Source organism: Bacillus sp. N447-1 (assembly GCF_022701035.1).
Taxonomy (GTDB): Bacteria; Bacillota; Bacilli; order Bacillales; family Bacillaceae_G; genus Bacillus_A; species Bacillus_A cereus.
In genome coordinates this window covers 3,569,825-3,583,592 of record NZ_CP065509.1, presented here as the reverse complement: position 1 = coordinate 3,583,592, position 13,768 = coordinate 3,569,825, and the positions used below count along the sequence as shown (strand labels likewise).

Genomic DNA, 13,768 nt, shown 5'->3' with positions numbered 1-13,768 from the left:
TATGCTCCTCTCTTACGCTTCTTGCTCTGTTGTTTCGTCTTCAATACCTAATTCTTTTTTAATCCAGTCGTAACCTTCAGCTTCTAGACGTTGTGCAAGCTCAGGGCCACCAGATTTAACGATACGACCGTTCATCATAACGTGAACGAAGTCTGGAGTGATGTAGTTTAATAAACGTTGGTAATGCGTAATCATTAGGCAACCGAACTCTTCGCCGCGCATTTCGTTAATACCTTTAGATACAACTTTTAATGCATCGATATCAAGACCTGAGTCGATTTCATCTAAGATTGCGATTTTTGGCTCAATCATCATTAATTGAAGAATTTCGTTACGTTTTTTCTCTCCACCAGAGAAACCTTCGTTTAAGTAACGTTGTGCCATTTCTGGATCCATTTCTAGGAATTCCATGTTTTTATCTAATGTACGGATAAATTTCATAAGAGAAATTTCATCGCCTTCTTCACGACGTGCGTTAATTGCAGAACGTAAGAAGTCAGCGTTTGTTACTCCGCTAATTTCACTTGGATATTGCATTGCTAGGAATAGACCCGCTTGTGCGCGCTCGTCTACTTCCATTTCTAATACATCTTCACCGTCGATGATGATGCTACCTTCTGTTACTTCATACTTTGGGTGACCCATAATTGCAGAAGATAAAGTTGATTTACCTGTTCCGTTAGGTCCCATAATTGCGTGGATTTCTCCACCTTTTACTTCAAGGTTTACACCCTTTAAAATTTCTTTGCCATCAATTGATACGTGTAAGTCTTTAACCGTTAATGTAGAACCAGCCATCTCAATACCTCCATTAATCCTATATATACATTTTAAAAATTCCTAAAACGTTCATATTCTCATTTTATTCTCATTCTAATTTTATATCAAATAAAATGATATCGCAAACGACGAAAAAAAGTAACCGTTTTTTCACAAATGTATATAAGTATTTCCTTCACATCTTTCTATGATACACCTTTCTTCTTATTTATATAAAGAAAAAAGGACTGGTAATTTTCCAGCCCTTTCCTTATATTTATTCACTTACCGGAAGTACAGCACCTTTATATTCTTTATTAATAAAATCTTGAATTTCTTTTGAATGTAGCACTTCTACTAGCTCTTTAATTTCTTTTTTCTTCTCATCACCTTTACGAACTGCAATGATGTTTGCATACGGAGAGTCTGATCCTTCAATCGCAATTGCATCCTTTGTTGGATTTAATTTTGCATCAATTGCATAGTTTGAATTAATAAATAAAGCATCTCCCTCATTATTTTCATACAATTTCGGTGAAAGTCCAGGTTCAACATCTGTTTTAAATTTTAAGTTTTTCGGGTTTTCTACAACATCTTTTACTGTTGCTTTAACAACATCTACTCCGTCTTTTAATTTAATAACGCCGCCTTTTTGTAACAGTGCTAGCATGCGGCCACGCTCCGCTACGTTATTACTCATAATCACTGTCCCGCCATCTGGTAAGTCTTTTAAGCTTTTATATTTCTTAGAATAAATACCCATTGGTTCTAAATGGATTTTTCCTGCGTTTACAATTTTATATCCCTTTTCTTGAATTTCTTTATCTAAGTAAGGAATGTGCTGGAAGTAGTTCGCATCAATTTCTTTATCCGCTAAAGCCTTATTCGGCAACACATAATCTTGGAATTTTTTAATTTCTAATTTAATACCCTTTTTCTCTAAAATCGGCTGTGCCTTTTCTAAAATAACAGCGTGTGGCACGTTAGAAGCTCCCACAACAAGCTTATTCTCCTCTTTTCCTCCGCAAGCAGCTAATGTAAATACAGACAACGCTGTAACAACTGACAGTAGAACCTTTTTCATATGATTTCCCCTTCTCCCCAATGGTTATGTAGTTATAAAAAGAGCCGGCATACACCAGCCCTTTTCAGCAATTATTCTTTTACAGGAACAACTGCCCCTTTATATTCTTTATTAATGAAGTCTTCAATTTCTTTAGAATGCAATACTTCTACAAGAGCTTTAATCTCTTTCTTATCTTTATCGCCTTTACGAACAGCTACTATGTTTGCGTATGGTGAATCATTTCCTTCAATTGCAATTGCATCTTTTTCCGGATTTAACTTTGCATCAATTGCATAGTTAGAGTTAATTAAAACAGCGTCGCCTTCTTTATTGTTATACACTTGTGGCAATAAACCAGGCTCGATATCCGTTTTGAATTTTAGATTTTTCGGATTATCTGCAATATCTTTTGGAGTTGCTTTAACTGGATCTATTCCGTCTTTAATTTTTAAAATACCTTCTTTTTGTAAAATTGCTAAACCACGTCCATGGTCAGCAACTGAATTACTCATAATAATTGTCGCTCCGTCCGGAAGCTCTTTTAAGCTCTTATACTTTTGAGAGTACACACCAATTGGTTCTAAATGAATTTTTCCTGCTACTTCAAAGTCATATTTTTTATCTTTAATTTCTTTTTCTAAATACGGAATGTGCTGGAAGTAGTTTGCATCTAAATCCTTATCCGCTAACGATTTATTTGGTAATACGTAGTCTTGGAATTTTTTAATTTCTAACTCAATTCCTTTTTTCTCAAGTAACGGTTTTGCCTTTTCTAAAATAACAGCGTGCGGTACGTTAGAAGCACCCACAACAAGTTTCTTTTCATCTTTATCTTTCCCGCCACAAGCAGCTAACCCAAAAATTGAAGTTGAAATAAGTGCCGTAAGTAACAATTTTTTCATTTGAAGCATCCTCCCGTTTTTTATTATCGTTTATCTATTCGAGTCGTTAAACTATCACCAATCCACTGAATTAAAAATACAACTAGTAATACACAAATTGTCGCAACGATTGTTACATCGTTATTCCCTCTTTGGAATCCTTCTAAGTAAGCAAGTGTTCCAAGGCCACCAGCACCAACAACTCCTGCCATTGCTGTATAGCCTACTAAAGCAATTGTCGTAACCGTAATACCAGATACTAATGCTGGTAACGATTCTGGAATTAACACTTTCAAAATAATTGTGCTTGTTTTTGCTCCCATTGCTTTTGAAGCTTCAATTACACCTTTATCAATTTCGCGAAGTGCGATTTCAACCATTCTCGCGTAGAATGGTGCTGCTCCAATAATTAAAGCCGGCAAAGCTGCACTTGCTCCAAGAATTGTTCCAAGAAGAATCTTTGTGAATGGGATTAATAAAATAATTAAAATGATGAATGGTATAGAACGGAATATATTTACGAATGCTCCAATCACCGTATTAATTGATTTGTTTTCCCATAAATTATCTTTTGCTGTCATGAAGAGTAACAATCCTAAAATGAGTCCTAAAACAAATGTCGCAAGAGCTGCGATTGCCGTCATATATAACGTTTCACCAGTTGCTTCTAACATTTGATTCCAATCAACATTTGCAAGTAACTTATCCATGTGCAATCACCTCCAGCTCTACTTGATCTTGATGAATTCCTTCTATTGCTTGCTGGATCGCTGTTTCCTCACCATTTAAATGAACGACTAAACTACCGTAAGAACCGTTATTCGTTTGTGCGATATTTCCTTGCAAAATGCTAACTTCTATGTCACTGCGTTGCATCAATCGTTGAAGCACTGGTCTTTCTACAGCCTCACCGATAAACTGCAAACGAATTACTTTTCCATCTGGATATTTTTCAATTAAACTTTCAATCGTTTCATTTGTATCTTCAGAATCCGTTAACTGCTTTACAAATCGTTTCGTAATATCTTGCTTCGGATTACGGAATACATCAAGTACTGGACCTGTTTCTACAATCTTTCCTTTCTCCATTACCGCAACACGATTACAAATCTTTCGAATTACGTGCATCTCATGTGTAATGAGTACAATTGTTAAACCAAGGCGCTTATTAATGTCTAATAGTAAATCCAAAATTTGATCTGTCGTTTCCGGATCAAGAGCTGACGTTGCTTCGTCACATAAAAGCACTTGTGGATTGTTAGCTAATGCTCTTGCAATCCCGACGCGTTGCTTTTGTCCCCCGCTCAGCTGAGATGGGTACGCGTCTCCTCTTCCTTCTAATCCAACAAGATGAATTAATTCATCAACACGTTTTCTTCTCTTCGCTTTATCAACACCTGCAATTTCAAGTGGAAACTCTATATTTTCACGTACAGTTCGTGACCAAAGTAAGTTGAAGTGCTGAAAAATCATTCCAATTTCTTGCCTTGCCTTACGAAGTTCGCTTCCTGTAATTGCTGAAATGACACGATTTGCAATTGTAATTTGGCCAGAAGTTGGTTTCTCCAACTGATTGAACAATCTAATTAAAGAACTTTTTCCAGCGCCACTATATCCGATAACACCAAATATTTCACCTTTATCTATTTTTAAATTGGCATTATCTACAGCAGTGACATCACCGCTTTTTGCTTTATATATTTTCTTTACATTCTCTAATAGAATCATGGTGTATCACCCCTTTTTTAAATAAAAAGCGCAAGCGGCTCGTTTAGAACAAGAGGGCGTTTGAATCCCTGACGTAGAGGCGCTTTTTGCCTCATAGGAAGGGATGAAACGACCGACTGTTCTAGCCGCTGGAGCTAGATTTCATAAAGATTTTAGGTCGACTCCGCAATTTTTTATTTTTAATGCGTGTAGTCCACTGTTATCATTACTTTTATTATTTGAATGTCCTCCACATTCAAACAATAAAAAAACCTTTCTGCTTTAGAGAAGCAGAAAGGTTTTTATGCGTATATAACAACATTATCCCTCTCTCTCATCTCTCAAAGCATTTGCTTTGCAGGAATTGGCACCATTTCAACATAAGTTGACGGTTGCCGGGCTTCACAGGGCACAGTCCCTCCACCTCTCTTGATAAGAGAAATCAGATTCAATTTTCGTCTGATTTGAAATTTATGAAATTGTCTATATTTTATGACTTGAATTGTATCAATATACACTCACCATGTCAACAGAAATTTTCGCAAAAAATGAAACTTCAGAATTTTAAGCACCTACTGACATCGGTTTACATATATGAAACATCGATTCCACTAATAACATCGTTCGGTACGTTCCCGAATATTGTACACGTCCATCATTCATTAGCATTTGCAATCGTACATTTCCATTCACCAATTGTTCTATATCCTTTTCATCTAAGCAAATGATTTGTTCCGTTCCTCTTTCCTCATGTACCAACTCTATATAATCTCTTGAAATTTGTAACGAACAACTTTCATCTCCAAAGCGAAAATTAACAGTTTTTTCTTCTTGTCTTAAAAGCGGTTCTAAATGATATTGACCATTAGCGTAATTTACAAATGATTGAAGCAAAGAATATAATCTCACCCTAAATCACATCCTTCATATCACTTTCTATTACATATCATTCCCTCTCACTAAAGAGCAATCCTGTTATTTTCGCTCGACAAATACTGTATCCATCCTGCATCTCGACATATTTCCCAAGAAATATGTCGAGGCGGCAAAATTTTTGCCGCCTACTTTAATTCCGTATATAAATATTCAACCGAATGAAATGCGTATATCTTCTTCATCAGTGTCCCATTTTCAAAAACAAGTAAACAAGGTACACTTTCAATCCCATACTCTTTTGCTAAATGCGGAGCATAATTTAAATCTAACATCCCAATTTTCAAATCTTCAATTGTCATCTCAACGACTGTTAACATCTTTTTTGCTAATTGGCATGTTCCACACATTGGAGTATATACATATAATACTGTTTTTTCTTCGTTCTCTATTAGGGCTGTAGCTTCGGCTCCTGTCCAATCAATCACTTCTATCATTCCTTACCGTAAATATTCTGTATAAACGTCAATGTCGGCTCCCCATAATACATTTGCTAAGTGTGTAGATGGCGCAGTTGCCACTTCTCGGTACGAGCGATCAATATAGATATGCTCGGCTTGCGGGAATTCTTTTCGAAATTGTTTCCTTAACTTTTCTCCAGCATCATCAGCATCCACTAGCACATACACTTCCTTATCAAAAAACTGATCAACGAGCTCATCCATTTTCGACAAACCAATTGTACCATTTGTACAAACAATTTCCACCGGTTCACGAATAATAGATTCAATCTTTCTTCTATCTGATGTACCTTCTACAATAATGACTTTTTCTACATAAATCATATGTCATCACCCGATCACCATATACTATACAACCTTGAACTTAGTATATAGTATATTCGTTATTTTCATGTTGTTTCCTGTTTATTTTTGCAAAAGAAAAGCGCAAGCGGCTCGTTTAGATTGTGAGGGGGGATGGAGCTTCTGACGTAAAGGCGCTTTTGGCCTTGTAGGAAGAAGCGAAGCCACCGAACAATCTAGCCGCTGGAGCTGGATCATAAAGAAAAGCGGAACCGACTGTTTAGCCCTGTTGGCTAAGGTTCTTTCGCACAGAAGACGCTTTTTGTCTTCTCGTGCGGAAGGTTCTTAGACATGAAGGGCTAGGAGCTGGAGCTGGACAATGAAAAGCGCAAGCGGCTCGTTTAGATTGTGAAGACTTATGAAACCTTACCAAAAAACAGTTTTTCTCATAATAGCTTATTTATTTACATATAACTTGAATTTCATTATTTCACAAAAAATAAAAAAGGACAGCACAAAGGCTGTCCTTTAGTCGACTATAATTAGTCTTGGTTTGTCATTTCTGCATATTTTTCTGCAGTTAATAACTTCTCAACTTGGCTTGCATCAGAAAGTTCAACTTTAACCATCCATGCACCCTCGTATGGAGATTCGTTAACAAGTTCTGGTTGGTCACTTAATTCTTCGTTTACTGCTACAACTTTACCGCTTACAGGTGCGTATAACTCAGAAACTGTTTTAACAGATTCTACGCTTCCGAATGGCTCGTTAGCTTCGATTGTTGCACCTACTTCAGGAAGTTCAACGAATACGATATCGCCTAGCTCACCTTGTGCAAAGTGAGTGATACCGATAACAACTTCATTACCTTCAGTTTTTACCCATTCGTGTTCTTCAGAGTAACGTAAATTATTTGGAATGCTCATGACTGTACCTCCAGTGAATGTATTAATTATGTAAAAATACCTTATTGGTACTTTTTCCACACACTTTCAAACTGCTCTTCATTAAAACCAAGTGTTACATTCGTTCCATCTGTTACAATTGGACGTTTAATCAACATGCCATCAGATGCTAAAAGCTCATACATTTCGTCTTCGCTTGCATCTTTCAACTTATCTTTTAGACCAAGTTCACGGTAACGCATTCCACTTGTATTAAAGAATTTTTTTAATGGTAATTCACTTTTTTCATGTAAATTACGTAAATCTTCTTTTGATGGTGGATTTTCAACAATATGAATCATCTCATATGCTACATCGTTTGCCTCAAACCATTTCTTTGCCTTTTGACATGTGCCACACTTTGGATATGAATAAAATGTTACTGTCATAAATTCACCTACTTTTTTACTAACCTTTACCTTTATCATATAGAAAACGTTTTATTATTTCAAACCATTATTCGCTAAACTTTTACTTATTTCGTGATAATTTTTAATAATCCTGCGAATTTTTCTTATTTTTCCGCCATTTGTTAAGAAAAAATAAATATATAAATTTTTTAGATTCTGCACCAAACATATATCTTAAACAAGCGTTTGATTAATTCTCCATTTTCTTTCTTAACCTTTGAACTACAGGAGTTTCTTTCTACCGAACATACAGCTTAAACAAACGTTTGATTAATTCTCTATTTTTCTTTGTTAACCCTTGAGTTACATCGGTTTCTTCCTACCGAACATACAGCTTAAACAAACGTTTGATTAAAAAAATAAGAAGCCTCTTTTGTAGGCTCCTTCATTATCTATTTAAATAATCTGCAATTGTTTGAAATACGACGATATACATATTATGAATACTTTCTTCTGTATTTCCACCATTCGATAAACCAATTGCCCATTGTTGTCCTTCACCACTTCCGATATTCGCAAACCCTTGCGTATACATAGCATTTACATCTTTTCGGGCACTGTTATACTCTATCCCTTTTGTAATAAAAATCGAATATGATTTATCTTGTAAACCGATAAAAAACACTGGTTTCTTTAGTGATGAAAATACATTTTTATATTGCTCTGTTGAGGCTTCTTGAAAGTGATCTTTCATTATTAGAAAACCATCTACTTCCTTAGATTTCTTTTCCAGTTCCTCTAACTTCATTTCCTCAAACTTTATATTCCTAAACGTATCTTTCGGCTTTTCTCCAACAACTCCAATTACGAGTGCTCTTCCGTTATATTCTAATTTTTCTCCTTCGTTATTCTTTGCACACCCAGCACCTACTAGGCATAACAATATAAAAACTAAAAAATATGATAAACGCTTCATTTAGCACCCTCACCCTTCTTTTTAGTCAAGTGACAAAAACGTAAGGTTAATTCAAGAAAATGTAAGTAAAATCGATAGCCCAATTCACGTTTCTATATTATAATCAATTGAATTTACTTACATTACTAAACATAGGAGATCAACATGAAGAAATTTAAACTTTCATCTTTTCTTCCGTTAAGTTATATACTTCTACTCGTACTCGTAAGTCCCCTTTACGACGTATTAAATAAATCGACTGTTCACGCAGTAGACGTTACAACTGTAGTAGATGATTGGATTCCATTTGTAAAAGCATTTATTATTCCTTATTTACTTTGGTTTCCATACTTATACGGCGCACTTATTTATTACTGTTTTGCTGACCGAAAGCAATATTATGTTACTTTAAGTAGTGTTATTTTTGGAAAGCTTGCTTGTTTTTCTATTTATTATTTTTGGCAAACAACTGTACCGCGTCCGACTGTCGTTGGAACAGATGTATTTTCTGAACTAGTTCGCTATATTTATAGTATCGATCAACCGGTAAACTGTTTCCCTAGCATTCACGTTCTTACTACATTTGTAATTATGTTAGCTGCCTTTAAGCGTAGAGAACAACATGCTTTTGAATATTACATCCTTACTTTCTTCGGTACACTTATTATTTTATCAACGCTATTTACGAAGCAGCATGCCTTTTTAGATGCCGTTTCTGGAATGACACTTGCAAGCATACTATACTTCGGAGTTCAGCTCTTATTAGCAAAAGAACCAATAAAAGTTCCAGTAAAACAAAATCATAGAATGTAGCATGACAAAAAAGCAGACTGTGGCTTCAGTCTGCTTTTATCTATTATTAAGGAGATTTTCAATTTAAGATTGCGGTACAGTCATATCACCAGAATGAATACGACCTGCTTTTTTAAGAGCAATGTAAAGTATATAAGAAACAGCTACTGGAATGACGATATAAGTAATTACCATCGCCGGGAGAACTTCCCATCCTTGGCTGGAAATTAAATTAATTGGTGCTATAAGAGAACTTAATCCAAGACCTGCAATTTCCTTTCCTGCTTCCAGTTGGAAAATTAATGCTGATACTGGACCGACTATAGCACTGGCGACGACAGTTGGGACGAGAATCATTGGATTTTTAGTGATATTTGGTAACTGTACTTTCGGAGTACAAAGTGCTTGAGCTAATATGCCACCTAAATTGTTTTCTTTTGCTGAGATGACAGAGAATCCGATAAACTGAGCAACGCATCCAGCAAGAGCTGCACCACCTGCAACACCGTCTAAGCTAAGTGCAATTGCTAACGCAGCTGATGAAGCTGGAGAGATAAGTAATAGTCCCCAAACTACTGCAATGACGATAGAAGCGATGAATGGGCTACCAGCTGAGCTATCTTTAATAAACGCTCCAACTGCATTTAAAACAGGAGTAATATTATGAGATAACCAAATGCCTACTAAACCAGAACCTAATATGGCCGCAAATGGAACGAGCATCATATCTAACGCAGTTTTTCCGCTTAAACGTTTACCAATATATACAGCTAAAGTTGCTGTTAATAATGCACCGATTGGCTCACCTGTTTTAATAATTAGACCAGCTTCAGTAATCGAAATGGATCCGGCACCAATCGCTCCGGCTACCATCGCCGAGAAGATTACAAGACCGTTTGCACCGAGCATAAAAGCAATTCCAGCACCAATTGCCGGTGCCATTAGTGATTTTGCAACAACTCCGATTGTAATAAGTAATGGTATATCAACAATTCTTCCTATATTTTCGATCAGTAAACCAATTCCGAGGGATACGAAAATACCTTGTGCGATTCCAGCAGATGCTTTAAATACACGAGACATTATATATTCCTTCATTTGTTTCACCTTCTCCTATAAGTTAGTAACCAATTGTTTTCATATAATCACGTAAAATATCGTTTGATTTTGCGAATCGAGATTCTTCATCCTCTGTTAAATTGAGTTCTACAACTTCTCTTATACCGTCTCTAGTAATAATAGCTGGTACTCCTGTACAAATATCATATTCACCGTACTCACCATCTAAAATGGCTGATACAGCAATGACACGGTGATCATCATTAAAGATTGAACTCGCAATATATGCTAGAGAATTTCCAATCCCGTAATAAGTAGTTCCTTTACGTTTATAAATTTCCCAGCCAGCTTTTGCAGTCTTCTCAACAATTTCATCTAAATCTATTTCACCAAATCGCTCTTTTTGTTCTTCTAAAATTTGCAGAATTGGCTTTCCACCAACAGTTACATGAGACCAAGCAACCATTTGAGAATCACCATGTTCTCCTAATGAATACCCATGAATACTACGAGGATCTACATGTAGCATTTCAGATAAAATTGTTCTTAAGCGAGAAGAATCTAGTGATGTACCAGTACCGATTACGCGATTTCTAGGTAATCCAGATAATTTCCACACTTCATATGTAATAATATCAACTGGGTTCGATGCAAGTAAGAAAATACCATCAAATCCACTTGCCATTACACCACCAACAACACTTTCCATAATCTTCGCACTCGCTCCTAAAGTATCTAAGCGACTTTGCCCTGGTTTTGGTGCTGGCCCTGCTGTACTAATGACAATGTCCATATCTTTGCAGTCTTCATAGCTTCCTGCATATACTTTTGTTCTTGTATTTGTAAAGTTAATGCAATGTGATAAATCCATTGCTTCCCCAACTGCACGTTCATGATTTATATCAATTAATAATAGCTCTTCGCAAATTCCTTGATTTACAATGGAATACGCACAACTGGATCCAACTAATCCAGTACCGATAATTGCAATTTTTCTTGTATGTCTTTTCATAGCAATCTCTCCTAATTGATCATATAATCTATTTCTTTTGTTCTTTACATTCTTAATTATAGAGGTTCCCACGATAGAAACCATGGATACTTTGTGAAATGTTGAACAAAGTTTTTGTCCTTTTTGTGAATTGTCATATTCCATTTTCGTCATATTTGTTACAACTGGAAAAATATTTATTATGTATTTATTGACATATACAAAAAGAAAACGAGCGAATAAATTCGCTCGTTTTCTTTTTCCTGTTATTCCGCACTTAATTGGCTTTTTAATTGCTGTACAATCATCGGATTAGCAGGTGCTGCCGGTTTGTAATAACTCTTTTGCTTTGCGTACTCATACATATTACGTTGGCGCGCCTCGTCTTGATTACGAATTTGAATTAACGTTTGATGTAACTGTTCATTATCAGACTGAGCAATATAATTTGCATAGCTTGTTAAACTTGCATTTAATCCTGCTAAATAATCATTTACCATATCTTTTTCATTCATTTTCCGCTTCCTCCTATCCTAGGAAAGTCATTAATTGCTGTTTCGTATTTCGTGCATCTTGCGCATCTTTTTGTAGCATTTGTTTCAGTTGTGGATCTGTACACGTCTGTGCATACTGCTCCAACTTGTTAATAATTGTTGCGTGTCCACCAATTAAATGACGTAAATTTTCTACTTCAAGCTCTGTTAAGTTTTGCATATAACATACCCGCCTTTCTTTGTTCATTCATCATTAGTATTTGGTTCTTTTTGGATTGTATTCATCAACTTTTCCTACATATAAACAAAATAAAAGATGAATAGCTAGGCCATTCATCTTTTATGCTAAATATTCATTCAATTTTATAAAGAAACAATCATACTTATACTCACAAGTAGGTTCCATACAATATGTAAAATGATGCTAGGTAAAATAGATTGTGTTTTCTTATATAACATAGCAAATACAATCCCCATAATCATTGCCGTAACTGGAAAACCACCATGAAGAATCCCAAAGATAAAGGAAGAAATAATGATACCAACTAGAAAACTATATTTCTTTTCAAAAAATCGATACAAAATACCTCTATATAAAATTTCTTCTTTAATTGGTGTAATTATAGCAACACTTAACACATATATAATACTTTGTAGACTATTTTGAAGTCCTAAGCTCCCTAATTGATCTCGTTGCTGCTCTGCACTTTCAAAGCTAAATAACTCTAACATTACATACTGAGTTAATGCAATGATGATAAAACCTATTAATAAATACAAGTAGGTTTTCCCATTTTTTAAAATAGATACATCCCATATGTTCTTAATAAAATGAAGCACTGGTTTATACGCAAATAAAACAATAGTAACAACAGCTGCATCAAATAGAAGTAAATAATATCCCTCTAAATTAGCACGTAATACCTCTTCTCCAAAAATTCCAAGGGCTAAAGCAAGGAATAATCCCCCTAAGAGTGAGAACCCTAGAATGCTTGCAATCGTTACAACTAGATTTTTATATGTTATGTTATCTACTTCTCTTTCTGCATTATACGCGTCTAATACTGTTTTTCTCATACTATTCCTCCATTTGTTTTCATTACCTTAACAAAAAACCCTTTAATACAAATATATAGATAATATAACAAATTTTTCAAAAAGAATAATATGCAATTTTACATATCATGAAAGCTTTGTATTATATAGTTTTTGGAATTAGATTACTATATAATAATTATTAGATGAAATTCCAAAAATTTCTTATCTATCCACCATAACCCTCGCATCATATAAATTTTATTAGTTAAAGGAGCAATGAACATGAAAACACATGACTTCCTTACAGAAATCCAGAAGGGCTCTGAGCCTAGTCCATATCAAGATCCTACCGTATTCAGTTTCGTTTGCTTTTTCTTAGCCATATACACATTTTTCAAACCTGTAAAATAATATCATGTAATGAGAAAAAGCCTACCGCTCTTTTCGAATTATATGCACTAAAAAACCTTAGAATCACTTCTAAGGTTTTTGTTTGCCTCGCTTCTTATTCACGTAACCCTTTAATAAACGTTTCCAACAATACATGTAAACTTATATCTAAATCTAACGGCAAACCAAATCCGCCCTGTTGTTCAATCGAAGCAAATCCATGACAAATACTTCTGAATCCGCGTGTCGCATGAAGTGCATTCTCTCCTTCTAAGCCATACTGTTGTAAAACCTGAAGACAAAGCTTTACAATTCCGTCACCTGCTTTTCTTACTTCTTCATCTCGTAAAAAAGTTGCTTCATATAGTCCAGGATGTTTTCGGACAAATGCTACATACGCTTCTCCTAAAGCATGAATTGCTTCATCCATCCGTTTATCCTCGGCAGCTTCTTCCAGTCTGTTATGCAGCTTTTTAATTCCGTAAATGCCAAGATTTTTCCGTACATCTTGTAACCCTTTTACATGATTATATAGTGAGGGCGAACGTACCCCTAATCTTTGCGCTAATGAAGCTAACGTTACTTCTTGTATTCCATTTGTATCTGCAATTTCTGCAGCTGTTTCTACAATTTTCTGTAATGTAAGTCCGATTCTCGGTGACATCA

At 35.3% G+C, this 13,768-nt stretch carries 18 protein-coding genes and 1 riboswitch; of the genes, 1 reads left to right on the top strand and 17 read right to left on the bottom strand.

Annotated elements, in window-relative coordinates; translation table 11 throughout:
* Positions 1-12 precede the first annotated feature (12 nt).
* From sufC to IQ781_RS17995, 11 genes are all read right to left on the bottom strand, one after another.
* Positions 13-798: a Fe-S cluster assembly ATPase SufC gene (sufC, locus tag IQ781_RS18045; RefSeq protein WP_000929160.1), complete on the bottom strand. Its 786-nt coding sequence runs from the start codon at positions 796-798 to the stop codon at positions 13-15.
* 238 nt (positions 799-1,036) lie between these two features.
* Positions 1,037-1,843: a methionine ABC transporter substrate-binding lipoprotein MetQ gene (metQ, locus tag IQ781_RS18040; protein ID WP_000757013.1), complete on the bottom strand. Its 807-nt coding sequence runs from the start codon at positions 1,841-1,843 to the stop codon at positions 1,037-1,039.
* Between the two features lie 71 nt (positions 1,844-1,914).
* On the bottom strand, positions 1,915-2,727 hold the full coding sequence (gene metQ / locus IQ781_RS18035; RefSeq protein WP_000735099.1) for a methionine ABC transporter substrate-binding lipoprotein MetQ: 813 nt from the start codon (positions 2,725-2,727) through the stop codon (positions 1,915-1,917).
* 23 nt (positions 2,728-2,750) lie between these two features.
* Entirely contained in the window at positions 2,751-3,416 is a 666-nt protein-coding gene (locus IQ781_RS18030; protein WP_000359401.1) for a methionine ABC transporter permease, read from the bottom strand.
* Positions 3,409-4,434: a methionine ABC transporter ATP-binding protein gene (locus tag IQ781_RS18025; RefSeq protein WP_000601753.1), complete on the bottom strand. Its 1,026-nt coding sequence runs from the start codon at positions 4,432-4,434 to the stop codon at positions 3,409-3,411. Before IQ781_RS18025 ends, IQ781_RS18030 begins: the two co-directional genes overlap by 8 nt.
* 310 nt (positions 4,435-4,744) lie before the next feature.
* Positions 4,745-4,852, bottom strand: a riboswitch (SAM riboswitch).
* A gap of 125 nt (positions 4,853-4,977) precedes the next feature.
* A complete protein-coding gene (locus tag IQ781_RS18020) occupies positions 4,978-5,322 on the bottom strand; it encodes a hypothetical protein (protein ID WP_001242139.1) in 345 nt (114 codons plus the stop codon).
* A 152-nt stretch (positions 5,323-5,474) separates the two neighbouring features.
* A complete protein-coding gene (locus tag IQ781_RS18015) occupies positions 5,475-5,783 on the bottom strand; it encodes a thioredoxin family protein (protein WP_002008881.1) in 309 nt (102 codons plus the stop codon).
* A gap of 3 nt (positions 5,784-5,786) precedes the next feature.
* The gene (locus tag IQ781_RS18010; RefSeq protein WP_000640870.1) at positions 5,787-6,131 is read right to left on the bottom strand and encodes a toprim domain-containing protein; all 345 of its coding nucleotides are present in this window, start codon (positions 6,129-6,131) and stop codon (positions 5,787-5,789) included.
* A 500-nt stretch (positions 6,132-6,631) separates the two neighbouring features.
* Positions 6,632-7,015 (bottom strand): glycine cleavage system protein GcvH, encoded by a 384-nt coding sequence (gene gcvH, locus IQ781_RS18005; protein WP_000026897.1) that lies wholly within the window; start codon positions 7,013-7,015, stop codon positions 6,632-6,634.
* 41 nt (positions 7,016-7,056) lie between these two features.
* On the bottom strand, positions 7,057-7,422 hold the full coding sequence (locus IQ781_RS18000; RefSeq protein WP_000218968.1) for an arsenate reductase family protein: 366 nt from the start codon (positions 7,420-7,422) through the stop codon (positions 7,057-7,059).
* Positions 7,423-7,831: 409 nt separating this feature from the next.
* A complete protein-coding gene (locus IQ781_RS17995) occupies positions 7,832-8,359 on the bottom strand; it encodes a hypothetical protein (RefSeq protein ID WP_000826909.1) in 528 nt (175 codons plus the stop codon).
* Between the two features lie 144 nt (positions 8,360-8,503).
* Between IQ781_RS17995 and IQ781_RS17990 the strand changes: the two genes are divergently transcribed.
* Complete coding sequence (locus tag IQ781_RS17990) at positions 8,504-9,151, top strand: phosphatase PAP2 family protein (RefSeq protein ID WP_017674516.1); 648 nt, start codon at positions 8,504-8,506, stop codon at positions 9,149-9,151.
* Positions 9,152-9,214: 63 nt separating this feature from the next.
* On the opposite strand, the gene IQ781_RS17985 is transcribed toward IQ781_RS17990, so the two are convergent.
* From IQ781_RS17985 to IQ781_RS17960, 6 genes are all read right to left on the bottom strand, one after another.
* On the bottom strand, positions 9,215-10,228 hold the full coding sequence (locus IQ781_RS17985; RefSeq protein WP_000666172.1) for a PTS sugar transporter subunit IIC: 1,014 nt from the start codon (positions 10,226-10,228) through the stop codon (positions 9,215-9,217).
* A 22-nt stretch (positions 10,229-10,250) separates the two neighbouring features.
* Entirely contained in the window at positions 10,251-11,201 is a 951-nt protein-coding gene (locus tag IQ781_RS17980; protein WP_481748660.1) for an L-lactate dehydrogenase, read from the bottom strand.
* Positions 11,202-11,446: 245 nt separating this feature from the next.
* On the bottom strand, positions 11,447-11,695 hold the full coding sequence (locus tag IQ781_RS17975; RefSeq protein WP_001002981.1) for a spore coat protein: 249 nt from the start codon (positions 11,693-11,695) through the stop codon (positions 11,447-11,449).
* 13 nt (positions 11,696-11,708) lie between these two features.
* Entirely contained in the window at positions 11,709-11,894 is a 186-nt protein-coding gene (locus IQ781_RS17970) for a hypothetical protein (RefSeq protein WP_001180555.1), read from the bottom strand.
* Positions 11,895-12,037: 143 nt separating this feature from the next.
* A complete protein-coding gene (locus tag IQ781_RS17965) occupies positions 12,038-12,751 on the bottom strand; it encodes a CPBP family intramembrane glutamic endopeptidase (protein ID WP_001232991.1) in 714 nt (237 codons plus the stop codon).
* 466 nt (positions 12,752-13,217) lie between these two features.
* The gene (locus IQ781_RS17960; RefSeq protein ID WP_060634793.1) at positions 13,218-13,766 is read right to left on the bottom strand and encodes a TetR/AcrR family transcriptional regulator; all 549 of its coding nucleotides are present in this window, start codon (positions 13,764-13,766) and stop codon (positions 13,218-13,220) included.
* Positions 13,767-13,768: the final 2 nt, after the last annotated feature.